We start from the raw sequence: 26,307 nt of genomic DNA, 5'->3' as shown, positions 1-26,307 counted from the left end.
ACCAGACCGTCGCGCTAATCTTAAAAGCGCCACCGCCTAACCTCTCTCCGAAGTGCCCCAGTCTTCCCTGGGCGCCAAACCGTCTTTCCGGTCCGTCAGCAGCGTCTCCGCCGCGCCCCGTAGCACCTCAGCGCCGCCGGTGAAGGGGGTTCTAAGGTCAGATCCAAATACCCGCAACCCAAAAATGCAAAAACCGCAAAGAAAATCGAAAGTCTTTTGAAAACAGAATAATATCAAACGCTTAAACCAAGACAAACCTCGCTCACCCCTCCCCCACTCCGCCCAAAACCCAACATAAACCGCCCCCAAATCACCAACCCAAAACCTTATCCACAGCCCAACCCCACTTACCCACAGACTCGCTCGGCAAATCCCACCGGAATCAGATGTGAATCGCCCAGATACGAGTCGCCGCGTGCCCAAAAAAGAAAAAGCGCCGCGAAGCGGCGCCGGGCCCAACTGGGCTGAGCCTCCCCCTGGGAGGCGATAACAGGCGGGAGCTCCCCCGCCTTGCGTTCTAGTTGCGCGCAAACAGCAGATCCCCCGCCGCCTCGCGATACCATTGGCGGATCAGGGCGCGCTCCTCGTCTTCCATATAGGTGACATTGGCTGGCGGCATGGCATGGCTCGCTCCGGCCTGAAGGTAGATCAGCCGCGCCGCCTTGGCGATATCCGCCGGGGTTTCCAGCAGCACGTTCTTGGGCGCGCGGCGAATGCCCTCATAAAAGGGCTCGCGCGCGTGACACATGGAACAGCGCCCGGGCACCACATTCAGGACATCCTCAAAATGCGCCGAGCTGGCAAAGACCTGCTCCACCGGGGTCAGCGCCCGCGCCTCGGACTCCTCATAGCTGTCCTGCTCCAGCCCGCTCTGGCTCAGCGCCATGATCGCCAGGAACAGCAGCGCGGTCACCAGCCAGGTCCAGGTCGGATTGCCGGCGCGTGCATGGCGGGTGTTGAAGTAATGCCGGATCGTCACCCCCATCAGGAACACCAGCGCCGCGATCACCCAGTTGTATTGGGTGGCAAAGGCCAGCGGGTAGTGGTTCGACAGCATCAGGAAGATCACCGGCAGGGTGAGATAGTTGTTATGGGTCGAACGCAGCTTGGCGATCTTGCCATATTTCGGATCCGGCTTGCGGCCCGCCTTCAGATCCGCCACCACGATGCGCTGGTTCGGCATGATGATAAAGAACACATTGGCCGTCATGATGGTGGCAGTAAACGCCCCCAGATGCAGCAGCACCGCGCGCCCGGTAAAGATCTGGTTGTAGCCGTATCCCATGACCACCAGCAGGCAGAACAGCAGCACCATCAGAAGCGTCGGCTTTTCCCCCAGGGGAGATTTGCACAAGAAGTCATAGACCAGCCAGCCGATGCTCAATGATGCGCCGGAAATCAGGATCCCCTGCCACAGTGCCAGATCGGCCTTGCCCGCATCAATCAGGTAAAGATGCCCCCCGGCCCAATAGACCACCATCAACAAGCAGGCCCCCGACAGCCAGGTCGAATAGCTCTCCCATTTGAACCAGGTCAGATGCTCGGGCATCTGCCCCGGCGCCACCAGGTATTTCTGGATGTGGTAAAAGCCGCCGCCATGCACCTGCCATTCCTCGCCATCGGCGGGGCCGGGAATATTGCGGTTCAACCCCAGATCCAGCGCGATGAAATAGAAGGACGACCCGATCCAGGCCATTGCGGTAATGACATGCACCCAGCGCAGGGCGAACCCCAGCCAGTCCCAGATGATCACAAGCTCTTCCATTGCTGCCTCCTGATATGTCTTGGCCCGGACCCTAGGCGCGGCTTTCATTTTCCTGTATTGGGGAAAAATTCCAAGCTGTTTCAAACATAAACTGACAATCAAAACCCGCGCATGGCCTATCTGAACAATATCCGCACATTCGTCCGCGTCTATGAGCTGGGCAATATGTCCGCCGCCGCCCGCGACATGCGCATTTCTGCGGCGGTTGCCTCCTCGCGGATTTCCCAGCTCGAAGACCACCTCAAGGTGCGCCTGTTCCAGCGCACCACCCGGCTCTTGCACCCCACCGAACAGGGGCAGCTGTTCTATCGCGGCGCGGTCAAGATCCTGGAAGCGGTCGAAGACGCCGAGGCCGATATCTCCAACGTCACCCAAACGCCGCGCGGCACATTATATGTGGCAGCACCGCTGGGGCTGGGGCAACGGCTGATCGCCCCCGCCGTGCCGCAGTTCAAGGCGGCCTATCCGCTGATCAACATCCGCCTGCGCCTCTCGGATCGCAAACTGGATCTCGCCGCCGAGGGGCTGGACGCCGCCTTCTTCCTCGGCGTGCCCGAAGATTCCAACCTCAAGATCCGCAAGATCACCGATTGCCCGCGCGTGCTCTGCGCTGCGCCCGCCTATATCAAAGCCCGGGGCGCGCCCCAATCCAGCGAGGAGCTGAAAACCGAGGCCCATGACTGCCTGAACCTGCGCTACCCCGGCGCGCCGGAGTTCCAATGGCCGCTGCACAGCCCCAACGGTCTGCGCAAGGTCGCCGTCACCGGCCCGTTTGAATGCGACCACGGCGATGTGCTGATCCAATGGGCGCTCGACGGCCATGGCATCATCATGAAACCGGTCTTCGAGATCGCCGACCACCTCGCCGCCGGGCGTCTGGTGCCGGTGCTGCCGCAGGAGCCGCCCGCCACCATCCAGCTGGCCTGCCTCTATATGCACCGTCGCCATCAGGATCCGAAGGTGCGGCTGTTCCTCGACTTCATGATCGACCACATCCTCGCCTCCATGCCGCCAGAGACACCCTGATCTTTCATCTTTTCCCAAATATCCCCGCCGGAGGCTCCGTCAGCTGCCGCGATAGGTGGAATAGCCATAGGGCGAAAGCAGCAGCGGCACGTGATAATGGCTGTCGCCCTCGGACATGCCAAAACGGATCGGGATCTCATCCAGAAACAGCGGCTCCGCCCCCGCCTGTCCCTTGGCGCGCAGATAGGCACCGCAGGCAAACACCAGCTCATACTGCCCCGTCGCAAAATCCTTTGCCGGCAGGATCGGGCTGTCAGTGCGCCCATCGGCATTGGTCACGGTCCCGGCGATCCTGTGCCGCGCCGCCCCCTCCAGCCGATAAAGCGTGATCTCGATGCCCTCCGCCGGGCAGCCCCGCGCAGTGTCCAGAACATGGGTGGTCAGAAATCCGGTCATGATACATCTCTCCTCGGCGCTCGCCCGTCAGGGCCCGTAGCCCGGCAGCGAACAGCTTATTTCAGCGCCATCATGCGCCAGCCTTGCCCGCTTTACACGCAGAAGCCAGCAAACAGCACTTTCAAAAATTGTGGTAAAGCCACTTTGCCACATCCATCCTATAACATGTGCAGTAATAACAGATCCCGGAGTTCTGATCGTGACACGCTATCCCCGCGACATGCGTGGGTATGGGGCCAATGCCCCCCATCCCGCCTGGCCCAATGATGCAAAAATCGCCGTCCAATTCGTGCTCAACTACGAAGAAGGCGGCGAAAACTGTGTTCTGCATGGCGACGCGGCCTCCGAGGCCTTTCTCTCCGATATCGCCGGTGCCGCGCAATGGCAGGGCCAGCGCCACTGGAATATGGAATCGATCTATGAATACGGCGCCCGCGCCGGGTTCTGGCGGCTGCACCGGCTGTTCACCGGCGCCGATATCCCGCTGACCATCTACGGCGTCGCCACGGCGCTGGCCCGCAGCCCGGAACAGGTGCAGGCGATGAAGGACGCCGACTGGGAAATCGCCTCCCACGGGCTCAAATGGGTCGAGCACAAGGACATGCCCGAAGACGAGGAGCGCGCCGCCATCGCCGAGGCAATCCGCCTGCATACCGAAGTCGTCGGCACCCCGCCGCGCGGCTGGTACACCGGCCGATGCAGCGCCAATACCGTGCGTCTGGTCGCCGAGACGGGCGGCTTTGACTATATCTCCGACACTTACGATGACGATCTGCCCTATTGGCTGGAGGTCGGCACCCGCGATCAGCTCATCATCCCCTATACGCTGGAAGCCAACGACATGCGCTTTGCCACCGCGCCCGGCTGGGTCACCGGCGCGCATTTCGGCTCCTATCTCACCGATGCCTTTGATGCGCTTTATGCCGAAGGCGAGGCCGGCGCGCCCAAGATGATGACCATCGGCCTGCATTGCCGTCTGGTGGGCCGTCCGGGCAAGATGGCCGCGCTCAAGCGCTTCATCGACCATATCCAGCGCCACGAGGGCGTCTGGTGCCCGCGCCGTCTGGACATCGCGCAGCATTGGGCCGAAACCCATCCGCACCACCGCCGGGAGCGCCCCAGCCAGATGACGCGCGAGCGCTTTGTGGCCTCCTATGGCGGCATCTTCGAACACTCCCCCTGGATCGCCGACCGCGCCTTTGATCTGGAGCTCGGCCCCGCCCATGATTGCGCCGCCGGGGTGCATAACCTGCTCTGCCGCGTCTTCCGCACCGCATCGGAGGAGGCCCGCCTCGATGTGCTGAAGGCTCACCCCGATCTGGCAGGCAAGCTCGCCGCCGCCGGGCGTCTCACCGCCGAGAGCAGCTCCGAACAGGCCAGCGCCGGGCTCGATCTGCTGACCGACGCCGAACGGGCCGAGTTCACCGCGCTCAACACCGCCTATGTGGAGAAATACGGCTTTCCCTTCATCATCGCGGTGCGCGACCACGACAAGGCCGCGATCCTCGCCGCCTTCAAACAGCGCCTGAACGCCGAGCGCGCAACCGAGATCGCCGAGGCCTGCCGCCAGGTCGAACGGATCGCGCAACTGCGGCTGAAGGATCTGTTGCCATGAGCCGCAGCCTGACGGCGACACCGCTCACCGCCAAAGGCTTTGCCGCTTTTGGCGATGTGCTGGAACCCAAAGCCGCGCCCGACAAGATCATCAATCAGGGCATGTGTGGCCGCCACCACGATCTGGCGCAGCTCGATTTTGCCGATGGCCGCGCCGGCATCAGCCTGTTTGACGCCAAGGCCCGCGCGCTGCCCTATACGGTTGATCTCGTGGAACGCCACCCCGACGGCAGCCAGGCCTTTGTGCCGCTCAACGGCGTGCCGATGCTGGTGATCGTCGCCCCGGATGCGGGCGGCGTACCGGGTGATTTGCAGGCTTTCGTCAGCCAGCCCGGCCAGTCGATCAACCTGCACCGGGGTGTCTGGCACGGGGTGCTGGCCCCCCTGGGGGCGGCCGGACAGTATATCGTCATCGACCGCATCGGCGAGGGGGCCAACCTCCAGGAACATTGGTTCGACACGCCATGGGTGGTCACCGGCACCGAAGGCTAAGCAAACCGCCATATTTCAACCGGATCCACCCGGCCCGACAAACGAGTCCGGGGGATCCCCAACCAACAGGGAAAATCAGTATGACCGATCACTCCATCGGGACCGCTGCACAGCTGCGCGATCCCGACTATATGCCGCCGCTGGCCAAGGCGGTTCCGCTCGGCATCCAGCATGTGCTGGCAATGTTTGTCTCCAACGTCACCCCCGCGATCATTGTCGCCGGGGTCGCCGGTTTTGGCTTTGGCTCCAACTCGCCGGATTTCCCGGAGCTTCTGTATCTGATCCAGATGTCGATGCTCTTTGCGGGGATCGCGACCCTGTTGCAAACCGTGACGCTGGGCCCGGTCGGGGCACGGCTGCCGATCGTGCAGGGGACGTCGTTTGCCTTCTTGCCGATCATGATCCCGCTGGTGGCGGGCAAGGGCGTTGACGCGCTGGCGGCGCTCTTTGGCGGGGTACTGATCGGCGGGCTGTTTCACGCCTGCCTTGGCTTCTTTATCGGCAGGATCCGCTTTGCGCTGCCGCCGCTGGTCACCGGGCTGGTGGTGACGATGATCGGCCTCGCGCTGGTCAAGGTCGGCATCCAATATGCTGCCGGGGGCGTGCCCGCCATTGGCACACCGGAGTATGGCTCGCTCCTGAACTGGTCGGCGGCGCTGGTGGTGATCGTGGTGACGCTGGGCTTCAAATTCTTCGCCCGCGGCATGCTCTCGGTCTCTGCGGTGCTGATCGGGCTGCTGGTGGGCTATATCTACGCCATCTTCGCGGGCATGCTGTCGCTGGAGGTCATCGGCACATCCTGGAGCCGCGCCGCCAGTTTTGCCCTGCCGCAGCCCTTCAAATACGGGTTCGAGTTCTCCTTTGCCGCCATTCTCGGCTTCTGCCTGATGGCCGTTGTCTCGGCGGTGGAGACGGTGGGCGATGTCTCCGGCATCACCAAGGGCGGCGCCGGACGCCGCGCCACTGACAAGGAAATCGAAGGCGCCACCTTTGCCGATGGTCTGGGCACCGCGCTGGCCGGGATCTTTGGCGGGCTGCCGAATACCTCCTTCAGCCAGAACGTCGGGCTGATTGCCATGACCGGCGTCATGAGCCGCCATGTGGTGACCTGCGGCGCGCTGTTCCTGATCCTCTGCGGGCTGGTGCCCAAGGTCGGTGGCGTCATCCGCACCGTGCCCATCGAAGTGCTCGGCGGCGGGGTGATCGTCATGTTCGGCATGGTGGTCGCGGCGGGGATCTCGATCCTGTCGGACGTGGATTGGAACCGCCGCAATATGGTGATCTTTGCGATCTCGCTATCGATCGGGCTGGGGCTGCAACTGGAACCCGGTGCGCTCCAGCATATGCCGGATACAGCGCGTATCCTTCTGACCAGCGGGTTGCTGCCTGCCGCCGTGCTGGCGATCGTGCTGAACCTGATCCTGCCCGAAGAGCTGCCGGGCGAGGCCACCGAAGAGGTCTCCGGCGGTATGGCGGGACAGGCCGAAGATTAAGCAGCCAAATTCTTTCAAGAATTTGGACCGGAAAATGGATATTTTCCGAAGCCGGGCGGAGGAAACCTCCGCCCGGCGATCCGCCTCAGCGCAAGGGCGCCAGCGGCATATGACGGTTCACGTCTTTATAGAGAAGATAGCGGAACTTGCCCGGCCCGCCCGCGTAACACGCCTGCGGGCAGAAGGCGCGCAACCACATGTAGTCCCCGGCCTCCACCTCGACCCAATCCTGATTGAGCCGATAGACCGCCTTGCCCTCCAGCACATAAAGCCCGTGTTCCATCACATGGGTTTCGGCAAAGGGGATCACCGCGCCGGGCTCAAAGGTGACGATGGTCACATGCATATCGTGGCGCAGATCCTCGGGATCCACAAAACGCGAGGTCGCCCATTTGCCATCGGTGCCGGGCATCGCGGTCGGGGCGACATCCTGTTCGTTGGTGACAAAGGCCTCGGGCATCTCCAGCCCCTCCACCGCCTGATAGGCCTTGCGGATCCAGTGAAACCGCACCGGCGCATCCGAGGTATTGGTCAGCTTCCACGCCACCGACGGCGGCAGGAAGGCATAGCCGCCCTCGGCCATCTCATGCTCGCTGCCATCAATGGTCAGCACCATCTGCCCCTCAACCACGAAGAGCAACGCCTCCACGCCCGCCTCGGTTTCAGGCCGTTCCGAGCCACCACCGGGCAGCACCTCGGCGATGTAATGCGAGAAGGTCTCGGCAAAGCCCGAAAGCGGCCGCGCGATCACCCAGAAGCGGGACTTGCCCCAGAACGGCAGGAAACTGGTCACGATATCGCTGTTGGTGCCCTTGGGGATCACCGCATAGGCCTCGGTGAACATGGCCCGATCGGTCAGCAACTGGGTCTGCGGCGGCAGCCCGCCTTTGGGCGCGTAATAGGTGGGTTTTGACATGGCAATAGATCCGGGCATGTGTTGCAAGAAATCCTGCCCTCATCAAAGCCGCAACACCGCGCAAAGGCCAGCCTCAATGACGACCGGGAAACAGGAAGGATCATAAGGGGGAATTTGAAAGCCGCCCAAAGGCCCGCCATTGACCCGCCCCCGCGCAGACAGACAATATGGCGCAACGCCACTGCCCCCACGGAAAGGCCGGCAATGACACAGAGCTTGCAAGACATCGCCCTCGACCTGTTCCAGACCGCGATCCGCCGCGCGGACCCCGCCGCCGCGGTGGCAGAGCAGATGCAGCGCCAGCCCTTGCCACCGCTGGCCGAGGGCGGTCGCCGCATCATCATCGCGGTCGGCAAGGCGGCCGTGCCGATGATGCGCGCTGCGCTGGACACCCTGACGGAGCCCCCCACCGCCGCGCTGGCCGTGACCAACCCGGAAAACCTGACCGACATCGACGGGGCCGAGGTCATCGCCGGGGCGCATCCGGTGCCGGATGAAAGCAGCGCCGCCGCTGGCGCGCGGGTGCTGGCGCGTCTTGCCGACCTCAACGCCGCCGATCAGGTCCTGATGCTGATCTCCGGCGGTGGCTCGGCGCTGATGGTCGCCCCCGCGCCCGGTCTGACGCTGGCCGATAAAGCTGCGGTGAACGAAATGCTGCTGGCCTCCGGGCTGGAGATCAACCGCATGAACCTGATCCGCCAAACCCTGTCGCAGCTCAAGGGCGGCGGGCTTTGTCGCGCGGCTGCCCCGGCGCAGGTCACCGCACTGATCCTCTCGGATGTGATCGGCGACGACTTGCGCGCCATTGCCTCCGGCCCCACGGTGGCCCCATTGGGCAGCCGCGCCGAGGCCCGCGCCCTGTTGCAGGCCGAACAGCTCTGGGAGCAACTGCCCGCATCCGTGCAGCAGCACCTGAGCCAGCCCGAGGGCGACAGCCCCCCACCGGCGGCAAAAAACACGCTGATCGGCTCCAACCGCTTCAGCCTGGAGGCCATGGCCGCCCGCGCCGAGGCGCTTGGCTGGCATGTGCCGCCGCTGACAGATGACCTCACCGGCGATGTCGCCAAGGCCGCAAGCCGCATCATCGCAACGGCCCAAGACACCGCCGACGACCGCCCCACGGCGTTGCTCTTTGGCGGCGAAACCACCGTGAAACTGACCGGAACCGGGCGCGGTGGGCGCAATCAGGAACTCGCCCTGCGCATCGCCCGATCGGCGCCCGAGATTGACGGCGACTGGCTGTTTCTGTCCGGCGGCACCGATGGGCGCGACGGGCCGACCGATGCGGCGGGCGGCATGGTGACCCCGCAAACCTGGCGCAAAATTGCCGAGAGCGGCGCCGACCCTGAGGCTCTGTTGAACAACAACGACAGCTACGCCGCGCTGGAGGCCGCCGGGGCGCTGGTCACCATTGGCGGCACCGGCACCAATGTCGCGGATGTGCAGATCCTGCTGCGCCGCCCCGGCACCTCGGGGCGCAACGACGCCTGAGCCTAGGGCGCTCCGCTCGCCCAGGCGATCACCAGCGGCACCGTCAGGATCGACACGACGGTCGAAATCAGGATCGCCGCCGAGGCCCGCTGCGGCGCCACCCCGTAATGCTGCGCAAGCATATAGACGTTGCCCGCCACCGGCAGCGAGGCCGCGGCAATGGCGATGGTGGCGGAAAACGGCGTCACCGGCATCAGCCACAACACCCCCGCCGCCACGCAAAGCGGATGCAGCACCAGCTTGGCAAAGCTCAGCCAGCCCGCGACCTCGATCCGCTCGGCGGATTTGGAGGCCAGAGACGCACCGATGGCAAACAGCGCCCCCGGCGTCGCCGCACCGCCCAGAATGGCGAGGAAATCATTCATCGGCGTCGGGATCGGCAGCTCCGCGCCCGACCACACAAGCCCCGCCACGATCGACAGGATCATCGGGTTGCGCAACAGGCCCAGCCCCACCAGCCGCAGCGTCGCCAGGCTCAGCCCCGCGCCGCGATGGGCGTTGATCAGCATCACGATCAGCGATGAAAACACCACAAGATCAACGGCTAGGATCATCATCATCGGCCCGACCGAGGCCTCGCCGAACAGGATCACCATCATCGGAATGCCGAGAAAACCCACATTGCCGATCGCCGCGCATTGCGCCTCTACTGCGGTGGTGGAGACATCCTGCCGCCGCAGGAGCCCGACCACTGTGGCCACAGCATAGACCGCCAGCGTGCCCGCCAGATAGCCGAGGATCAGATTAGGGTCGAAAATCTCCGCAAAGGACAGGTTGGCGGCAAAGCGAAAGATCATCGCCGACAGCGGAAAGAAGAACACGAATTTGGTCAGAAAGGCCGTCGCCTCTTCGGTAAAAAACCGTGTGCGTCCAGCCCAGTAGCCCAGGCCGATAATGGCAAAAAAAGGAAGCGTGCGAAAAAATATCTCGGTCATGAGTTGCAGTGGTAGACGCTTCGGCGCGAGTGCAAAAGACCTATTGCCGCCTGTGCGCCGCTTTCCTGCCCTGTGGCGACCGCTCCAGCCGCCGCAGGGCGCCGGGGATTTCCCGCATAAGCGCCGCAGTTTTATGATGGTTTTTCGAAAAACACTTTGGCGGCGCCGGGCGGAACCTCTAGTTTGGCTCAACGGGCAAGGGACGGCCCAAAGACGACAACAGGGATGGAACAGGCATGAACCAAAGCGCACCGATTCTGCGCAAGGGGCGGAAATTCGATCAGGTTCTGGAAGGGGCTCGCACGGTCTTTATGGCCGATGGGTTCGAGGGCGCCAGAGTCGATAACGTGGCCTGGCCGGCGGGGGTCGCCAGGGGGACCCTTTGTAGTTATTTGCCCTAAAACCGCCTGTTATTCTTCGAGGGGACCCGGAGCAAAAGCGCCCGCCACGCCACCCGGCATCTGGACATCCCAGAGGGCTCCGGCCCGGAACAGGTGCTGCTCTGCGCCGCGCGGGATCTGATGGCGGTGCTGCTGTCGGATTTCGGCCGCAAGATCTTTCGCATCTGCGTCGCCGAGACCGAGCGTTTCCCCGATCTGGGGCGGCAGTTCTTTGAATGCGGACCGCAGGTGGAGCGCGACAAGCTCAAGACCTATTTCCGCGAGGCGGTGCAGCGCGGCGAGTTGCAGATCGAGGATTTCGACCTAGCCGCCGAACAATGGATGGCGCTCTGCCGGGCGGAGCTGTTCCCGCGCCTGATCTTCAACATCAAGGACAGCGTCAGTGACGCCGAGATCGACCGGCTGGCCCGCGCCACGGTCGAGATGTTCCTGGCCCGCTACGGCGCCCGCTGATCTGACGCAGGCCCCGGACACCGCGTTCAATGGGTGGTGAACTCATTCACATGGGCGCGAAAGGTCTGATGGCAGCTGTGACAGGTCTGGATCAGATCCGGCAGGCTGCGGCGCAGCCCGGCCAGATTGCGGGTATTCAGCGCCTTCGCGGCGGTTTCGGCGGCTTCTGCGCGCAGGGTAAAATCCTCCTGATGCGTCCAGACCTCGGGGCGGGCATGGGAATCGGGCTCCATGCGTTTCCTGCGAAAGGCCTTGGGGATCGCCGCCGTGGTCTGCATCAGCGCCTTGCGCAGCGCCCGCGCGCGGGCCCGATCAAACGGCAGCCGCCCGCTGGTCATATTCGTCAGCTCGATCACCGCGTTTTTCTGACTGTTCATCAAGGCGATACGATATTTCACATGCCGGTTGCGGATCTCGCCCTCGGCAATGGTCGCAGGCACCGCCGTCAGCAGGGCGAAAAACAGACCAAGGATCAGAACAGGGCTGGTAGGGCAACGACGGCTCATCGGGCACCTTTGTGGCTCGGGATTTGGCTCAGGATGGGGGCAGTCTCGGCCAGCGGGGTTATTTCCGCGTTAAATCCCCGCGCGATGCTTCGGTGCGGGGCGAAAGGTTTGCCATGGGCAAGCCGCCACAGGGCGGCTAGGCTGGGGCCATGGTGACACCCCGGTTTGATATCATCGGACAGGCGATTGCGGATGCAAGCCGCACAAGGATGCTCTGCGAGCTGATGCAGGGGCGCGCATTCACCAACAAGGAACTGGCCGCGTCGGCGGGGATCACCGCCCAGACCGCGACCGCCCATCTGCGCCTGTTGCAGGACGCGGGGCTGGTGGTGGCCGAAAAACGTGGCCGCTGCGTCTATCACCAGCTGGCCGGACCGGAGGTGGCACAGGCGCTGGAACAGCTCGCCGCGCTTGCGCCCTCCGATCACCTCTATCGCGCGCAGCGCCGCAAGGCCGGGGCGCTTTCCGAGGTGCGCAGCTGTTATGACCATCTGGCGGGCCCGCTGGCGGTGGCGATGACCGAGGCGCTGATCAGCCGTGGCGAGCTGCGCGAAGAGGGCGGCGCCTTTCATCCCGTTGCCTCCCCGATCTGGGCGCAGCTTGGCGTGGATCTGCCCGAGACCCCCGGCCGCAGCCCCTTTGCCCGCCCCTGTCTCGACTGGACCGAGCGCCGCCTGCATATCGCCGGGCCGATGGGGCGGCAGATCCTGACCCATGCGCTGACCGCCGGCTGGCTGCATCGCCCAAGCCGTGACCGCGCGCTGGAGCTCACCGCCCCCGGCCGACGTGCCCTGCATCACATTCTCGGGATCGACGGGGGTCTCAGCGCGGCCTCACAGGGGAAAACCTGCGAAGAGGCTTGATTTACCGCGCAAATGGGCGGACCTTAGAGGCATGAACCAACACAGCTCCGGGGCCTTCCCGACATCGCCACCACCCGAGCAGGTCGCCTTTCACCGGCGCGAGCTCTCGGTCATCATGTCGCTTTATGGCCGGATGGTCGCAGCGGGGGAATGGCGCGACTACGGGCTGTCGCATCTGCGCGACATGGCGGTGTTTTCCGTGTTTCGCCGCACCGCCGAACACCCGCTCTATCGCATTGAGAAACACCCCAAGCTGCGCAATCGGCAGGGGCAATATTCGGTTGTGGGCATGGACGGGCAGATCCTGAAGCGCGGCAATGACCTGAAAACCGTGCTTCGGGTGCTGGAGCGCAAGCTGATCCGCGCGGTGGACTAAACGGGAAATAGCAGAGGACAGCGCCCGAGCCTGGGTGGGGGCAAAGCGCGCCCGCCATGGGGCGGGCGGACGCGTGCCTGCCGCTGGCGCGACTGGCGCGTTTTCCAAGCCTGCGCCGGATCTATCCCGCCTGCCCCTTGCCCAAACGCTTGTGCGCGGTGACCGGCCCGTCGCCCTGCTCCGCAATCCGGGCGATCGCCGAATGGATCGGCTCCAGCGCCACCGCCATCGCATGGACATTGGCATGCAGCAGCGTCAGCGGATCGCGCACCCAGGCCACGTGGCCTTTCCAGAACAACAGATCCCCCCGCGCATAACCCGTGCCCTCGGGCAGACGCGCGCCCAGCATCGCCTCTTGCGGGCCGCTGTCGCCGGGGCAGTCGATACCGCAAAGATGACAGGAGAGCTGCACCAGCCCCGAACAATCAATGCCAAAGCGGCTGTTGCCGCCCCAGAGATAGGGCGTGCCCAAAAGCGCCTCGGCCACCGCGACCGGATCGGGCGCGGGCGTGGTCAGCTCCGTCACATGCGCCAGCGGCACAAAGCCTTGATCAGTCATCACAAATCGCCCCTCGCGCCCCGTCACCGCCAGCCGCGACCCGAGGCTGAGCGACAGCAGATCCGGCGATTTGAAGTCCGCCGCGCGATAGGCATGGGTGGCCGGGGCGCTGACGTAGTGACTGGCCTCCAGAGGCGCGCCAAGGGCCGCGCCCTCCAGCCAGCCGGTATAGCCGTCCTTTTCTGCCCTCACCTGACAGCAGTCGCCCTGCCGCGCCAGCACCTCGACGGGATCGCCCAGAAGCAGCTGCCGCGCCCGCGCCCCCTCCGGCGCGGCGCGGAGGTCCACCACCGGGCGGATGATCCGGGCGCGGCTCATTTTGGCAGGTCCAGCATCTCGGGCAGCGCCTGAAACAGCGCGCGACCGCCCTGACCAAGGCCGCCCTTGGGGCGCGCGGGCTGGTTGCTCTGGCTCCAGGCGTAGATGTCAAAATGCATATAGCGCGCCTCCCCCGCAAAGCGGCGCAGGAACAGGGCGGCGGTGATCGCCCCGGCAAAACCACCTGCGGGCGCATTATCGAGATCGGCAATGCCCGGCTCGATCATCGTCTCATAAGTATCGTGAAACGGCAGCCGCCAGACCGGATCGGCGGCCTGCTGCGCGCCCAGCGCCAGATGCTGCGCGTCGCTGTCGTGATCGGTGAAGAAGGGCGCGATATCGCCGCCCACCGCCACCCGCGCCGCCCCGGTCAGCGTCGCCATGGAGATCAGCAGATCCGGGTTGTCCTCCGCCGCCAGCGCCAGCGCGTCGGCCAGCACCAGACGCCCTTCGGCATCGGTGTTGTTGATCTCCACCGTCAGCCCCTTGCGCGAGGGCAGGATGTCGCCGGGGCGGAAGGCGGGGCCAGAGACGGAGTTCTCCACCGCCGGGATCAGCACCCGGAGCCGCACCGCCAGCCCTGTGGCCATGATCATATGCGCCAGCCCCAGCACATTGGCCGAGCCGCCCATGTCCTTTTTCATCAGCGCCATGCTGGCCCCGGGTTTGAGGTTGAGCCCGCCGGTATCGAAACAGACCCCCTTGCCCACCAGCGTCAGCGTCGGACCCGTGTCGCCCCAGCGCAGATCAATCAGCCGCGGCGCGCGGTCAGAGGCGCGGCCCACGGTGTGAATCAGCGGCAGGTTCTGCGCCAGAAGATCCTCGCCGATGATGCAGGAGACCTCGGCGCCATGTTCCGCCGCCAGCGCCTCGGCGGCGGCTTGCAGCTCTGCCGGGCCCATGTCCTCGGCGGGGGTGTTGATCAGGCTGCGGGTCAGGCTCTCGCCGGTGGCGATGGCTTCGATCCGCTTGCTGTCCAACCCCTCGGGCGCGATCAGCCGCGCCTTGGCGCCGCTGGCCTTGGCGTAGCGGTCAAAGGCGTAATGGGACATCAGCCAGCCAAAGCACTCCACCTCGGGCGACAGGTCATCGGGCAGCTCAGAGGCGAGCGCATAGGTGCCCTCGGGCAGTTTTGCGGCGGCGGCAGCCAGGAGGAACCGCTTGCGTTTGCGCGCAGCGGCGCTGCCGGCCCCGACCCAGGCCCCCGCGAGACCGCCCTTGCCGTCGGGCAGCGCAACCACCTGGCCCCAGGCGGCGGTAAACCCCATGGTCTGCGCCCAGGCGGCGTCGCCCTCGCTCTGGTCAGCGAGCATCGCCTCCAGCGCGTCTTCTTCAACGATATGCAGGGGAAGGCTGGCCTCGGTCGGGGCGGCGAAACCGCACACGGCAAAATGGGGCTGCATCGACAGGTCCTCTTGTTATGGCTTGGGCATCTGCCCTTTGCCGTCAGAGTATCCGTCGCAGCCGCCGCCGCAAGCCCAACCGGGCCAAGACTATTTTGAACCGCCGCCCCGTGGCGCCGGTATCGGTTCAAATCACGTCAGATCGACAGGTCGTGCTGTTCCCAGACCGCGGTCAGGGAGTTCTCCCCAACGCGAATCAGGCGAAACAGCGTCGCCCCCACCGCCGGAAAATCATCCGCATCGATCGCGGTCGTGACGTCCCGGGCAATCTGGGCCATTGCCATCATGCCGATCTGTTCCGAGATCGCGATCAGTGATCGCGCGCTCTTGCGCAGGTTCTCGACATCGCGTTGACGCCACAGGCGTTCGCAATGAGTCAGCCGCACGGCGAGTTCCTCGATCGCGCGACACACAACATCCTCGGCCCCGGATTCTCCAAGCTGCGCATAAAGATCTGTCAGCTTCTGCGGGTCCAGGTGGACGTTTTCCCGATGATTGACTGTAAGTATGTTAGCCACCACTATTCACCCCGTATTCGGTATGCCCCCACGGCACAGGCCCAATCTGCGCCTCAGTGGTTGTCAAAAGGTTTCTTTGGGATGCGTATATCTCTCGAATTTGCTGTGAATTGAGGCTATCAACCCCGTCAGTCGACAAACCGAGGTGAATGCAAATGGACTATGCCAAGCCCCTGCCGAACTATCTGGTAACCCGCTACCATGGCTGGAAAGCGACGTCATATGAGGAGAATCAAGGCTGGTATCGCCGCCTTGCCAAAGAGGGTCAGCGCCCCCGCGCGATGGTGATTTCCTGCTGTGACAGCCGGGTGCATGTAACCTCGATCTTTGGGGCAGATCAGGGCGAGTTCTTTATCCACCGCAATATCGCAAATCTGGTGCCGCCCTATACGCCCGATGGCGACCACCACGGCACCTCCGCCACCGTCGAATATGCGGTGACGGTGCTGAAAGTGGCGCATCTGATCGTGCTTGGACACTCGCAATGTGGCGGCGTGCAGGGCTGTATCGACATGTGCAAGGGCCACGCCCCCGGGCTGGAGGAGAAAACCAGCTTTGTCGGGCGCTGGATGGACATCCTGAAGCCGCGCTTTCAATCGGTGGAGGATATCGCCGACGAGACCGAACAGGCCCGCGCCTTTGAACGCCAAGCCGTTGTGGCGTCACTGGAAAACCTGATGACCTTTCCCTTTATCGAAGCGGCGGTCAAAACCGGCGAGCTGAGCCTGCACGGGCTGTGGACCGATATCGGCGAGGGCGGGCTGGAATGCTACGACCCCAAGGAAAACAAGTTCTCTCCGGTCTGAAACAGGCCCGGAACCGACCCCAAATTTCGGGCGCGACCAGCGGGGCGCGCCCGTTTTTTATCCGCCCGTCAGGCATGTTGGGAGCGGCGCCGAATCTGTGCTCAGCCCGCCGCCTTCAAGTGTTCCGCCGCCCGCGCATAGCCGCCCGCGGCGCCATCGACAAAATGCAGGTGATCCTCGCGCATCGGCGAGGGCACGATGCAGGTCACCAGCGCCTCTTCCTGACTGTGCAGCCCATAGCGGGCAACACCCCGGCGGCGCGCGGCGCGCAGGAGTTTTTCAAGCCGCTTGCGGGTGGCGGCGTTGCAATCCAGGGTCATCTTGAGGCCATCATCAAATTTGCGAAAATCGGCATTATTGGTGATCGCGGCACGGTAGAGATTCGGGTCAAAACGCCCCATCGGACGGCCGCGAAAAAACAAAAAGCCCACAAAGACCGAGTTCAGATGCAGCAGGCAGACCCGCAGGAGATAGGGCAGCCGCCCGCGGGTCAGACGCGCCTCCAGCCCCAGCCCACCGGGAGGCAGTCGCCAGCCCGGCCCCCCGGGTGGCAACGGATGGCCGCTACGTTCGATCTTGTCCACCTCGGCCAGAATCGCCCGCAGGAGCGCGTCGAACTCCTCCCGCGCCGCGCCCGGCTCCGGCAAGACCAGCAGCGACAGGATCTGCCCGTTGACCGCCGGCGTGCTGTTCCAGCGGCAGGACAGGCCAGTGAGATCCGGCGCCTCGATCGGGTCGGCGGCGGGGATATCAAAGCGGCCCGCCTTCATCTCCGTTTCGACCCAGGCCAGGCCGCCGCCGTCGAACATGGCGTAATCCAGATGCTCTGACGCCGCATAGCGCGCCACCCGCACGTCAAACCCCGCCGCGCGCACCTCTGCCACCGGCACCAGCGCCGCGCGCAGGGTGATATCAAATTCCTGCTGCACCCAGGCGCGCAGCCGGGCCAGCTCCTGGCGGGCCACATCCGCCACCCGAGGCGGCACCGCAAAGGAGGTGCCATCGCCGCCAAAGACAAAGGGAAACGGCGCGTGTTCCAGCGCGTTCATCAAGGCCGCAATGGCCGAGGCCCCGACCATATTCACCGTCTTGTAGGCCCCCTGCGCCAGCAGCCCGGTGGAATCGACGATATCGCAGCAGCCCACCAGCCAATCGGCGGGCAGCGGCACGAAACAGGCGCCACCGGTCAGGGCGTCAAAGCTCTGCACCTTGGGCAAGCGGTCATAAAACGGGTCTGCATCGGTCATCTCGGCCTCCGCGGGGGATGCCCGCCAATTGTGCCCGAGCAGAATGCGCGATTTTGTGCCCGCCGCAAAGCCGCCTCGCGCAGCTGTGACCCCGGGCGAGGTCCCGGCCACCCCGGCCCAGCCGGCCCAGCCGGCCCTGAGCCGCCCTGCCCCGCGCTAAACTGCGCGCCAAACCGCCGCGCGCGGGCGTCCCTGCCGTCCGTGAAACCCTGAAAACCGCCGTGAAACGCAAAGAAACCCCGTAAAACCGGGGGAAACATGGTTTCTCACGGATTCGCGCCTTTCCATGCGGGCGCAGACCCGATATCACACCGCAGCCGGTCATGAGGCCGGGAAAAATTGGAGAAACAATATGGGTTATCGCGTCGTTGTCGCCGGCGCCACGGGCAACGTGGGCCGTGAAATGCTGAACATCCTGGCCGAGCGCCAGTTCCCGGTGGATGAGATTGCCGCACTGGCATCCCGTCGTTCACTCGGCACTGAGGTCACTTTCGGCGACAAGACTTTGAAGACCCAGGATCTCGACACATTCGATTTCACTGGCTGGGATATTGCGCTCTTTGCCATCGGCTCTGACGCGACCAAGGAATATGCGCCCAAGGCCGCCAAGGCGGGCTGCGTGGTGATCGACAACTCCTCGCTCTATCGCTACGACCGGGATGTGCCGCTGATCGTGCCCGAGGTGAACCCCGAGGCCGTGCATGGCTATGCCAAGAAGAACATCATCGCCAACCCCAACTGCTCCACCGCGCAGATGGTTGTGGCGCTGAAACCGCTGCACGACCGCGCCAAGATCAAACGCGTCGTGGTCTCGACCTATCAGTCCGTGTCCGGCTCCGGCAAGGAGGCCATCGACGAGCTTTGGGATCAGACCAAGGCGCATTACAACCCGACCGACGATTATCAGCGCAAGGTCTACCCCAAGGACATCGCGTTCAACGTGATCCCGCATATCGACGTCTTCCTCGACGATGGCTCCACCAAGGAAGAGTGGAAGATGGTCGCCGAGACCAAGAAGATCATCGACCCGTCGATCAAGCTGACCGCGACCTGTGTGCGGGTGCCGGTGTTTGTGGGCCACTCCGAGGCGATCAACATCGAAACCGAGGATTTCCTCGACGAGGACGAGGCCCGCGATATCCTGCGCGAAGCCCCCGGCATCATGGTGATCGACAAGCGCGAGGACGGCGGCTACGTGACGCCGAAGGAATGCGTCGGCGATTTCGCCACCTTCATCAGCCGCATCCGTCAGGACAGCACCATCGACAACGGTCTGAACCTCTGGTGCGTCAGCGACAACCTGCGCAAGGGCGCCGCCCTGAACGCGGTACAGATCGCCGAGCTCTTGGGTCGTGAGGTCCTGAAGAAGGGCTAAGCCCTGTCCGCCCTCATCGGCAAAGACCTGACTATCAAGAGGCGTCCAACTTGGGCGCCTCTTGCTTTTTGCCCCCCCGCGAGAGAGGCTTCGCGCATCTCATTTGACCTATAGGTGATTGCCATGCGTTTTCTTCTGCCTCTTGCTGCCAGCCTTCTGGCCTCTACCGCCCTGGCGGAGACCTTCGTCACCCAAAGCACGGTCAGCGATGTCACCGTCTACCCCTCGCAGGCGCGGATCACCCGCAGCGCCGAGATCACCCTGCCGCAGGGGCGTCATCGCATCGTGATCAAGGGTCTGCCCGCCTCTGAGGAGGTGCGCGACAACCTGCGCATCCATCACCCCGGGCTGGAGCGGGTGGCCCTGCGCATGCGGCGTGACTTTCCGGTGATCGAAACCCCGGACAGCCCCGAACGCAGCGAAGCCGAGGCGCGGGTGAAAGAGATCACCACCCAGATCGACGCGATAAAACAACAGGCCGCCGAGGCCCGGCTGGCCGCAGAGGGCGCCAAGGCGGCGATCGGCTTTCTTGACCAGATGGGACAGGGCAAGGGTGGCAAGCTGCCCGCACCCGACGAGCTGCGCGCGCTGATTGGCACCATCTCCGAGGAAACCGCCAAGGCCGGTGCCACCATCCTGCGTGCCGAAGCGCAGAGCCGCGAGATCGAAACCCGGCTGAAGGATCTGAAACAGGCGCTGGCCAGCGCCCAGGCCGAGCTCGACGCGCTGTCGCAGCAGGATGACGAGCAGATCTATCTGGCGCTGGATGTGATCGCGCCTCAGGATGTGACCGTGCCGATCACCCTCTCCTACCTGAGCCGGGGCGTGCGCTGGACGCCGAGCTATGAATTCGACCTGCACAGCGGCGACACCCCGGCGATCACCCTGCACCGCGATATCCGCCTGTCGCAGGAAACCGGCGAAGACTGGGAGGATGTGGCGCTGCGGGTTTCCACCTCCACCCCGGATCAGACGATCGCACCGAGCGAGCTTTACGCCCGCCTCTACCGGATTGAAGACCCTATCGAGCCAAAGGCACGTTACCAGGCCACCTCCGAGAGCCTCTCTCGCCTGGCGGAACCCTTGGTCGAGGCCCCGATGATCGTCGACGAGGCGGATGACAGCTTTCGCGTTGAGGCAACAGAGGCCGGCGTGTCCTATACATTCGCCGAGCCGGTCAGCGTGCGCTCCGCCGCCGAGCTGGCCTATCTGAGCCTGCCGCCGGTAGAGCTGGAGGCCGAGGTCATCGCCCAGGCGGTGCCGTTGCAGGACGAAACCGCCTATCGCATCGCAAGGGTCAGCAATGACAGCGGCGAGGAGCTCTTGCCCGCCGAGGCGCGGTTCCTGCTGGATGGCGAATTGATCGGCCGCAGCTATTTCACCGGCCTGACGCCGGAGGCCGAGACGGAGCTGGGCTTTGGCCCCATCGACGGGCTGCGCATCAGTCGCGCGCTTTTGGATCAGAGCGAAGGCGGGCGCGGGGTCATCAGCCGCAGCAACCAGCGCAACACGGTGGCCGAGATCGAAGTGGAGAACCTGACAGGCCGGGTCTGGCCGCTGCGGGTTCTGGACCGGGTGCCCTATTCCGAACAGGAAGAGCTGGAAATCAGCTGGTCCGCCAGCCCCACGCCCAGCGAAGAAAACGTCGACAAGCAGCGCGGCATCCTCGCCTGGGATCTGGAAATGCAGCCTGCCTCCACCCGCGTGATCACCCTCAACACCCGCCTCGACTGGCCCGAAGGCAAAGTGCTGCGCTGAGCCCTGCCCCCCCGCGCCCCCTGTACAATGGGCGTGGGGAACCGTTCAAAAGTAGATCAAACTGTACGTGTGGGTCCAACTCGCAACCTCTGAGTGTCACATTTTTGCCGCCGATCAGGCTAAGGCTAGGGAGTGAGTGGATTGGAGGGTGAACCCATGCAGAACGACAAACGGACTGAGCTACAAACGTTGGAAAGCGAAGATCTGGCCTATGGTCAGACCGCCTGGGGCTGCGCCCAGATGCGCGCACGTCTGGACTCCGAGGCGATGACGCAGCTGCGCGCCAGCCTGAGCGCCCCGATGACCAAGGCCGACAGCTGGCCGAGCCTGCGCGAGCTTCTGCGCGGCAAGGGATTTGACATGACCCCCCGCGCCGGACGGCTGCGGCTGGTGGACCTGCAAAGCCGGGTCGAGATCTGCACCTTTGGCCTGCTGGGGCATCCCCGGGCAGAGCTGGAAAAACGCTTTGGTGGCTTTCCGCAGATGCATTGAGGCGGCGCCGGGAGCGGGCGCGCCGAGATAGTTAACCTTGCGAAGTTATTGCCAAGTCGGCGTCATCGCGCGATACAGGACCCATGACACATGTATTGCCGACGACGAACCGTTCTCTGCCGATTGCCCTGTTGCGGGCGCGTGAACGGGTCATGCGCCCCGTTCGCCACCTGCTGGCCGATGTTGACCTGACCGAACAGCAATGGCGGGTGTTACGGGTGGTGCAGGAAAACGGCGCCATCGACCCGACCCAGATCGCCGAGCAAAGCTGTCTCCTGCTGCCGAGCCTGACCCGGATTCTCCAGAAGCTGGAGGAAAAGGAGCTGATCAATCGCGCCCGCGATGAGACCGACCGCCGCCGTCAGGTGATCACCCTGACTCCTGCGGGCGAAACCATCATCCGCGACAATATCGACGCCAGCCTGGAGCTGATCGAACGCACCCGCGAAAAATTCGGCCCCGAGCGCTATGAGGCGCTGCTGGATCTTCTCAACACACTGGACAAGCTGGATATCTAAACCCGCGCGACAAGGCCGGTCACAGGGCGAAGAGCGCCGGAAACAGCGCGGGCACGCTGTCATAAAGCAGCTTTGCCGCGGTCACGGCCAGAAACACATAGACGATTTTGACAAAGACAGCCTGATCGACGCGACTGTGCAGCCAGGTTCCGGCAAAGACGCCAAGAAACAGCATCGGCGCCAGAACAAGGCTCACCGTCAGGCTCTGCGCGCCGACGGCACCCGAGGCCCCATAGGCCACCGCCTTCAGCGCGTTCAGGATGAAGAAATACACCGTGCAGGTGCCCACGAAGGCGGATTTCTCCAGCTTCTGACCAAGCAGATAGCCCTCGACCGGCGGGCTGCCCGCATGGGCGACATAGCTGGAAAACCCCGAAAGCGCGCCAAGGATCCCCGGCACCAGCCGCCCCGAGCCAGCGGGCGCAGCGGTCTGGCGGCGTTTCAACAGGAACTGGACCACAAAGAACAGCGCCAGCACCCCGACCACAAGGCGCACCGCATCCGCCGGCAGCGCCTCAAAGAAATAGGCCCCAAGCCCCAGCCCGACCAGCGCCCCCGGCAGGAGCGCCAGCACCAGCCTGCGATCCCAGTGCCGCCGGTAGCGCCAGACCACCAGCAGATCCATCGCCAGCAGGATCGGCATCATCACCGCCGCGGCAAATTGCGGCGAGATGAAGAGCGACATCAAGGGCACCGCCATCAGCCCCAGCCCACCGCCAAAGCCGCTTTTGGAAATGCCGGTGATCAGCACCGCAATGGTCGCAACCACATAAAAGGAAAGTGACAAATCCATAGCGCGCGCCCCTCGTTCCGCGCCGTTCTGCCTAGCGGCTGGCTGAAAAACAGTAAAACGCTTTATGCGTGGTGACAGGGTGGGACTTTGAGTCCCCAGCGCGTTTGGCGATAAACCTGAGACTTTGCCTGTCGCGAATGCGGCAGCCACGCCGCTGCCCTCTCCTGCTGCGATCTTCAAGCAATCCTAACCTTCTGGCGCAAAAAGGAGAGAAGGCGGCGTTGCGGCTCTGGATTATTGAACCGCAGCCCGTTAGCCATAGGCCAACACTTGATTTCAGGAGGTCTTCGATGGAAACCGTAGCCGAAAACCAGGCCTTTGGTGGCATTCAGGGCGTCTATCGCCATGCCAGCACCTCGACCAATTGCGATATGACATTTGGTCTGTTCCTGCCGGAAGAGGCCGCAGAGGGGCCGGTGCCCCTGCTGTGGTATCTCTCGGGGCTGACCTGCACCCATGAAAACGCCATGACCAAGGCGGGGGCTCAGGCCTGGTGCGCCGAACAGGGCATCGCCATCGTCTTTCCCGACACCAGCCCGCGCGGCGAGGGTGTCGCCAATGACGAAGCCTATGATCTGGGTCAGGGCGCAGGGTTCTACGTGAACGCGACCCAAGACCCGTGGAAGCCGCATTTCCAGATGTGGGATTACATCGCCGAGGAGCTGCCCGCCTTGCTGGGTGAGACCTTCAACCTCGATATGTCGCGCCAGTCCATCACCGGCCATTCCATGGGCGGCCACGGCGCGCTGACGCTGGCGATGAACCTGCCGGGCCGCTTCCGCTCGGTTTCGGCCTTTGCGCCGATCTGCAACCCGACCGGCAGCGACTGGGGCCGCAAGCAGCTCTCGGCCTATCTGGGCGATGACGCGGCGGACTGGGCGAAACATGACGCCAGCCTGTTGATGGCCGAAAAGGGCTTTGACGGGCCGGTTCTGGTGGACACCGGCACCGCCGATCAGTTCCTCGACCTGCTGAAGCCCGAAACCCTGGCCGCCGCCATTGCCACCCGTCGGCAAGAGGCCAGCCTGCGGCTGCAAAAGGGCTATGACCACAGCTATTTCTTTGTCTCCACCTTTATGGAAGAGCATGTCTCCTTCCACGCGGACGCCCTCTACAAGGAGTAATCAAGCCATGAGCGAGACCCCCGCCGACACCAACCGCCCCGCGTATGATTACGACCTGATCGTCATTGGTTCCGGCCCCTCCGGGCGCACCGCCGCGATTCAGGCCGCCAAGCTCCACCGTCGGGTGCTGGTGATCGACCGCAAGGACCGGTTTGGCGGGGTCTCGGTTCATACCGGCACCGTGCCCTCCAAGACGCTGCGCGAAACCGTGCTGAACCTCACCGGCTGGCGCGAGCGCAGTTTCTATGGCCGCAGCTACCGGGTGAAGGATCAGATCAAGGCCGAGGACCTCAAGGGGCGTCTGCATATGACGCTGGATTACGAGGTCGATGTGCTGGAGCATCAGTTCAACCGCAACCACGTGGAAACATTGGCAGGTCTGGCGCATTTTGTCGGCCCCAACGAGCTGGAAGTCGACATCGAGGCGGGCGACACCACCCGCGTCACCGGCGAGAAATTCCTTATCGCCACCGGCACCCGCACCTATCGCCCGGACTATGTGCCCTTCAACGGAACCACCATTCTGGACGGCGATGAATTCCTTGAGATGGCGGAAATCCCGCGCTCGCTGATCGTGGTCGGCGCCGGGGTCATAGGGGTGGAATATGCCACCATGTTCTCGGCGCTGGATGTGCGGGTGACCCTGATCGAGCCGCGCGAGACCTTCCTGGATTTCATCGACCGGGGCATCATTCAGGAATTCACCCATCAGATCCTGGAAAACGGGGTCGATCTGCGGCTGGGCTCCGCCATCGACAATATCGAGGACGCGGGCTCCCATATCGAGGTGTCACTGGCCAATGGCCGCCACGTGCGCGGCGATATGCTGCTGTTTGCCGCCGGGCGCATGGGCAATACCGAAAAGCTGAACCTCAAGGCCGTGGGGCTGGAGACCGACCACCGGGGCCGGCTGGAGGTTGACCGCAAGAGCTATCAGACCAAAGTGCCGCATGTATATGCCACCGGCGATGTGATCGGCCACCCGTCGCTGGCCTCCACCGCCTTGCAGCAGGGCCGCGTTGCCGCCTGCCACGCGGTCGATGTGCCCACCGTCCCCGAGAGCCCCTGGTTCCCCTATGGCATCTATTCGGTGCCGGAGATGTCCACCTGCGGCATGAGCGAAGAAGAGCTGAAAGAACGCGGCGTGCCCTATGAGGTCGGCGTTGCCCGCTTCCGCGAGACCTCGCGCGGGCATATCATGGGGCTGGAGCATGGCATGCTGAAGATGCTGTTCTCGATCAAGACGCGCCGGGTCCTGGGCGTGCAGATCGTCGGCGAAGGCGCGACCGAGCTCATCCACATCGCCCAGGCGGTGCTGAACCTCAAGGGCACGGTGGATTACTTCGTGCAGAATACCTTCAACTATCCGACGCTGGCCGAGGCCTACAAGATCGCCGGTCTGGATGCCTTTAACCGGATGCCGATCCCGGACGAATACAAGGACAAGAAGGTCACCAAACCCAAGAAGGCCCCCGCCAAGAAAGCTGGCGATGATGCAGGCAAGGGCAAGGCCGCAGGGTGGGCGCGTTTTATACCGACGCGGATGCCTGCCCGGTGAAAGCCGAGGCGGAACGGGTGGCAACCCGCCACAACCTGCGCATGTTCGTGGTCTCCAACGGCGGGCTGCGCCCTTCGGCCAATCCGCTGGTGGAAACCGTGATCGTCGATGCGGGCGCCGATGTGGCCGATATGTGGATCGCCGAACGCTGCGGGCCAGGCGATATCGTGGTCACCGGGGATATCCCGCTGGCGGCAAAATGCATCGAGGCCGGCGCGCGGGTGCTGCGCCACAATGGCGAGCGTTTCACGCAGGCCAATATCGGCCAGCAACTGGCGATGCGCGATCTGATGGCCGACCTGCGCGCCGCCAATCCGCTGGGCATGGCGGGCGGCGGCAAGGGCTTCACCAAGGCGGATCGCTCGCGGGTTCTGGATTCGCTGGAGCGCGAGATTCGCGCCGCGAAGGCCGGGTAAGGGAGAAGGGACGGACATGAGCGACGATATCTCAAATGGCACGGTGCGCCTGAGCGGGCGCGTGATCTGCGCGACGCCGGCGGATGCGGCGCTGATCCAGGCGCATCTTGCCGAGCATATCCGCCTGACGCGCGCCGAGCCCGGCTGTGTGTCCTTCGAGGTCGCGCAGACCGCCGATCCGCTGGTCTGGAGCGTCGAGGAATGTTTCACGGATGCCGCCGCATTCGAGGCGCATCAGCTCCGGACACGGGCGTCGGACTGGTGGGTCGCCACCCAGCATATCCCGCGCGACTACGAGATTTTTGGCCTGACCTAAGGGCGCAGCGCAGGCCAAATGCCGGGTTGCCGCCGACGCGTCCCGGTCTCCTGTCTCGCCCCCCTCTGGTTCCGTCTGGCTCCGTCTGGTGCCGTCTGGTTCTGGGGGCCTGATCCTTCTGTTGTGAGAGAGGGATCATCTGTTGTCTGCCCGTCGGATAAAGATGGCGGCGCCGCCACGGGGCGGAGATGGCCGGGAATATCTTCCCGCGTGCTCAAATTTATCTCTGCACTGCCCCCAACGTCAGGGAGCCGGTTCCTGGTGTGCCGGGCATTGGCTCCGGCGATTGATCGCGATCCCGGAAAACCTAGCAGCACGGCCTTGAGATCCAGCAACCGCCGCGTGCGCTGATGGCGCAACACCTTGCGAGGCTCTGCCT

26 protein-coding genes and 1 pseudogene are annotated in these 26,307 nt (G+C 64.1%); 17 read left to right on the top strand and 10 right to left on the bottom strand.

The features are described 5' to 3' along the window. Positions 1 to 517: 517 nt before the first annotated feature. On the bottom strand, positions 518 to 1,765 hold the full coding sequence (locus tag HCZ87_RS06965; RefSeq protein ID WP_167643041.1) for a urate hydroxylase PuuD: 1,248 nt from the start codon (positions 1,763 to 1,765) through the stop codon (positions 518 to 520). 111 nt (positions 1,766 to 1,876) lie between these two features. On the opposite strand from HCZ87_RS06965, the gene HCZ87_RS06960 reads away from it, so the two are divergent. After that, positions 1,877 to 2,791, top strand: a complete 915-nt coding sequence (locus tag HCZ87_RS06960) for a LysR family transcriptional regulator (protein WP_167643040.1) — start codon at positions 1,877 to 1,879, stop codon at positions 2,789 to 2,791. A 39-nt stretch (positions 2,792 to 2,830) separates the two neighbouring features. Here HCZ87_RS06960 and uraH read toward each other — a convergent pair whose 3' ends face one another. Then, a complete protein-coding gene (gene uraH / locus HCZ87_RS06955) occupies positions 2,831 to 3,187 on the bottom strand; it encodes a hydroxyisourate hydrolase (RefSeq protein WP_167643039.1) in 357 nt (118 codons plus the stop codon). A 199-nt stretch (positions 3,188 to 3,386) separates the two neighbouring features. On the opposite strand from uraH, the gene puuE reads away from it, so the two are divergent. From puuE to HCZ87_RS06940, 3 genes are all read left to right on the top strand, one after another. Then, positions 3,387 to 4,802, top strand: a complete 1,416-nt coding sequence (puuE, locus tag HCZ87_RS06950) for an allantoinase PuuE (RefSeq protein WP_167643038.1) — start codon at positions 3,387 to 3,389, stop codon at positions 4,800 to 4,802. Further along, on the top strand, positions 4,799 to 5,293 hold the full coding sequence (locus HCZ87_RS06945; RefSeq protein ID WP_167643037.1) for an ureidoglycolate lyase: 495 nt from the start codon (positions 4,799 to 4,801) through the stop codon (positions 5,291 to 5,293). The genes puuE and HCZ87_RS06945 overlap by 4 nt, the downstream gene beginning before the upstream one ends. Positions 5,294 to 5,373: 80 nt before the next feature. Beyond that, positions 5,374 to 6,786, top strand: a complete 1,413-nt coding sequence (locus tag HCZ87_RS06940) for a uracil-xanthine permease family protein (RefSeq protein ID WP_167643036.1) — start codon at positions 5,374 to 5,376, stop codon at positions 6,784 to 6,786. A gap of 85 nt (positions 6,787 to 6,871) precedes the next feature. Here HCZ87_RS06940 and HCZ87_RS06935 read toward each other — a convergent pair whose 3' ends face one another. Continuing rightward, the gene (locus HCZ87_RS06935) at positions 6,872 to 7,702 is read right to left on the bottom strand and encodes a bifunctional allantoicase/(S)-ureidoglycine aminohydrolase (RefSeq protein WP_167643044.1); all 831 of its coding nucleotides are present in this window, start codon (positions 7,700 to 7,702) and stop codon (positions 6,872 to 6,874) included. 204 nt (positions 7,703 to 7,906) lie between these two features. On the opposite strand from HCZ87_RS06935, the gene HCZ87_RS06930 reads away from it, so the two are divergent. Continuing rightward, on the top strand, positions 7,907 to 9,193 hold the full coding sequence (locus tag HCZ87_RS06930) for a glycerate kinase (RefSeq protein WP_167643035.1): 1,287 nt from the start codon (positions 7,907 to 7,909) through the stop codon (positions 9,191 to 9,193). 2 nt (positions 9,194 to 9,195) lie between these two features. Here the strand turns inward: HCZ87_RS06930 and HCZ87_RS06925 are convergent, their stop codons facing one another. Further along, positions 9,196 to 10,128 carry an AEC family transporter gene (locus HCZ87_RS06925; protein WP_167643034.1) on the bottom strand — a complete coding sequence of 311 codons (933 nt, stop codon included), beginning with the start codon at positions 10,126 to 10,128 and terminating at the stop codon, positions 9,196 to 9,198. A 236-nt stretch (positions 10,129 to 10,364) separates the two neighbouring features. Here HCZ87_RS06925 and HCZ87_RS06920 point away from each other — a divergent pair. Next, a pseudogene (locus tag HCZ87_RS06920) lies at positions 10,365 to 10,982 on the top strand (TetR/AcrR family transcriptional regulator C-terminal domain-containing protein). A gap of 26 nt (positions 10,983 to 11,008) precedes the next feature. Here the strand turns inward: HCZ87_RS06920 and HCZ87_RS06915 are convergent. Next, positions 11,009 to 11,488: a cytochrome c gene (locus tag HCZ87_RS06915; protein ID WP_167643033.1), complete on the bottom strand. Its 480-nt coding sequence runs from the start codon at positions 11,486 to 11,488 to the stop codon at positions 11,009 to 11,011. 149 nt (positions 11,489 to 11,637) lie between these two features. Between HCZ87_RS06915 and HCZ87_RS06910 the strand changes: the two genes are divergently transcribed. Further along, on the top strand, positions 11,638 to 12,351 hold the full coding sequence (locus tag HCZ87_RS06910) for a helix-turn-helix transcriptional regulator (RefSeq protein WP_167643032.1): 714 nt from the start codon (positions 11,638 to 11,640) through the stop codon (positions 12,349 to 12,351). A 31-nt stretch (positions 12,352 to 12,382) separates the two neighbouring features. Then, on the top strand, positions 12,383 to 12,727 hold the full coding sequence (locus tag HCZ87_RS06905; RefSeq protein WP_167643031.1) for a DUF2794 domain-containing protein: 345 nt from the start codon (positions 12,383 to 12,385) through the stop codon (positions 12,725 to 12,727). Positions 12,728 to 12,848: 121 nt separating this feature from the next. On the opposite strand, the gene HCZ87_RS06900 is transcribed toward HCZ87_RS06905, so the two are convergent. The 3 genes from HCZ87_RS06900 to HCZ87_RS06890 all read right to left on the bottom strand — a co-directional run bounded on the left by HCZ87_RS06900 (position 12,849) and on the right by HCZ87_RS06890 (position 15,525). Continuing rightward, entirely contained in the window at positions 12,849 to 13,604 is a 756-nt protein-coding gene (locus HCZ87_RS06900; RefSeq protein ID WP_167643030.1) for an NlpC/P60 family protein, read from the bottom strand. Next, the gene (locus HCZ87_RS06895) at positions 13,601 to 15,007 is read right to left on the bottom strand and encodes a M17 family metallopeptidase (RefSeq protein WP_167643029.1); all 1,407 of its coding nucleotides are present in this window, start codon (positions 15,005 to 15,007) and stop codon (positions 13,601 to 13,603) included. The genes HCZ87_RS06900 and HCZ87_RS06895 overlap by 4 nt, the downstream gene beginning before the upstream one ends. 137 nt (positions 15,008 to 15,144) lie before the next feature. Then, the gene (locus tag HCZ87_RS06890; protein WP_368484091.1) at positions 15,145 to 15,525 is read right to left on the bottom strand and encodes a hypothetical protein; all 381 of its coding nucleotides are present in this window, start codon (positions 15,523 to 15,525) and stop codon (positions 15,145 to 15,147) included. A 155-nt stretch (positions 15,526 to 15,680) separates the two neighbouring features. On the opposite strand from HCZ87_RS06890, the gene HCZ87_RS06885 reads away from it, so the two are divergent. Further along, positions 15,681 to 16,331 (top strand): carbonic anhydrase, encoded by a 651-nt coding sequence (locus HCZ87_RS06885; protein WP_167643028.1) that lies wholly within the window; start codon positions 15,681 to 15,683, stop codon positions 16,329 to 16,331. A gap of 101 nt (positions 16,332 to 16,432) precedes the next feature. Here HCZ87_RS06885 and HCZ87_RS06880 read toward each other — a convergent pair whose 3' ends face one another. After that, entirely contained in the window at positions 16,433 to 17,578 is a 1,146-nt protein-coding gene (locus HCZ87_RS06880; RefSeq protein ID WP_167643027.1) for a DUF3095 domain-containing protein, read from the bottom strand. 352 nt (positions 17,579 to 17,930) lie between these two features. Between HCZ87_RS06880 and HCZ87_RS06875 the strand changes: the two genes are divergently transcribed. The 4 genes from HCZ87_RS06875 to hpaR all read left to right on the top strand — a co-directional run bounded on the left by HCZ87_RS06875 (position 17,931) and on the right by hpaR (position 21,721). Continuing rightward, complete coding sequence (locus tag HCZ87_RS06875) at positions 17,931 to 18,953, top strand: aspartate-semialdehyde dehydrogenase (protein WP_167643026.1); 1,023 nt, start codon at positions 17,931 to 17,933, stop codon at positions 18,951 to 18,953. A gap of 123 nt (positions 18,954 to 19,076) precedes the next feature. Continuing rightward, the gene (locus HCZ87_RS06870) at positions 19,077 to 20,711 is read left to right on the top strand and encodes a DUF4139 domain-containing protein (protein ID WP_167643025.1); all 1,635 of its coding nucleotides are present in this window, start codon (positions 19,077 to 19,079) and stop codon (positions 20,709 to 20,711) included. A 156-nt stretch (positions 20,712 to 20,867) separates the two neighbouring features. After that, the gene (locus tag HCZ87_RS06865; RefSeq protein ID WP_167643024.1) at positions 20,868 to 21,203 is read left to right on the top strand and encodes a hypothetical protein; all 336 of its coding nucleotides are present in this window, start codon (positions 20,868 to 20,870) and stop codon (positions 21,201 to 21,203) included. 83 nt (positions 21,204 to 21,286) lie between these two features. After that, positions 21,287 to 21,721, top strand: a complete 435-nt coding sequence (hpaR, locus tag HCZ87_RS06860; protein WP_167643023.1) for a homoprotocatechuate degradation operon regulator HpaR — start codon at positions 21,287 to 21,289, stop codon at positions 21,719 to 21,721. Between the two features lie 19 nt (positions 21,722 to 21,740). On the opposite strand, the gene HCZ87_RS06855 is transcribed toward hpaR, so the two are convergent. Next, entirely contained in the window at positions 21,741 to 22,514 is a 774-nt protein-coding gene (locus HCZ87_RS06855; protein WP_167643022.1) for a sulfite exporter TauE/SafE family protein, read from the bottom strand. Positions 22,515 to 22,804: 290 nt separating this feature from the next. Between HCZ87_RS06855 and fghA the strand changes: the two genes are divergently transcribed. Genes fghA through HCZ87_RS06835 form a run of 4 tightly spaced genes read left to right on the top strand, consistent with a single transcriptional unit; the run spans position 22,805 to position 25,928 of the window. Next, positions 22,805 to 23,638, top strand: coding sequence for an S-formylglutathione hydrolase (gene fghA / locus HCZ87_RS06850; protein WP_167643021.1), 834 nt, complete (start codon positions 22,805 to 22,807; stop codon positions 23,636 to 23,638). 7 nt (positions 23,639 to 23,645) lie between these two features. Next, the gene (gene sthA, locus HCZ87_RS06845; RefSeq protein WP_254868550.1) at positions 23,646 to 25,196 is read left to right on the top strand and encodes a Si-specific NAD(P)(+) transhydrogenase; all 1,551 of its coding nucleotides are present in this window, start codon (positions 23,646 to 23,648) and stop codon (positions 25,194 to 25,196) included. After that, positions 25,157 to 25,612: a YaiI/YqxD family protein gene (locus HCZ87_RS06840; RefSeq protein WP_167643020.1), complete on the top strand. Its 456-nt coding sequence runs from the start codon at positions 25,157 to 25,159 to the stop codon at positions 25,610 to 25,612. Before sthA ends, HCZ87_RS06840 begins: the two co-directional genes overlap by 40 nt. A gap of 16 nt (positions 25,613 to 25,628) precedes the next feature. After that, positions 25,629 to 25,928: a putative quinol monooxygenase gene (locus tag HCZ87_RS06835; RefSeq protein WP_167643019.1), complete on the top strand. Its 300-nt coding sequence runs from the start codon at positions 25,629 to 25,631 to the stop codon at positions 25,926 to 25,928. Positions 25,929 to 26,307: the final 379 nt, after the last annotated feature.

The organism is Phaeobacter sp. HF9A, from assembly GCF_011806385.1.
GTDB lineage: Bacteria > Pseudomonadota > Alphaproteobacteria > Rhodobacterales > Rhodobacteraceae > Epibacterium.
Note: the sequence above shows the minus strand (reverse complement) of the source record. Positions and strands in the feature narration are given on the sequence as shown.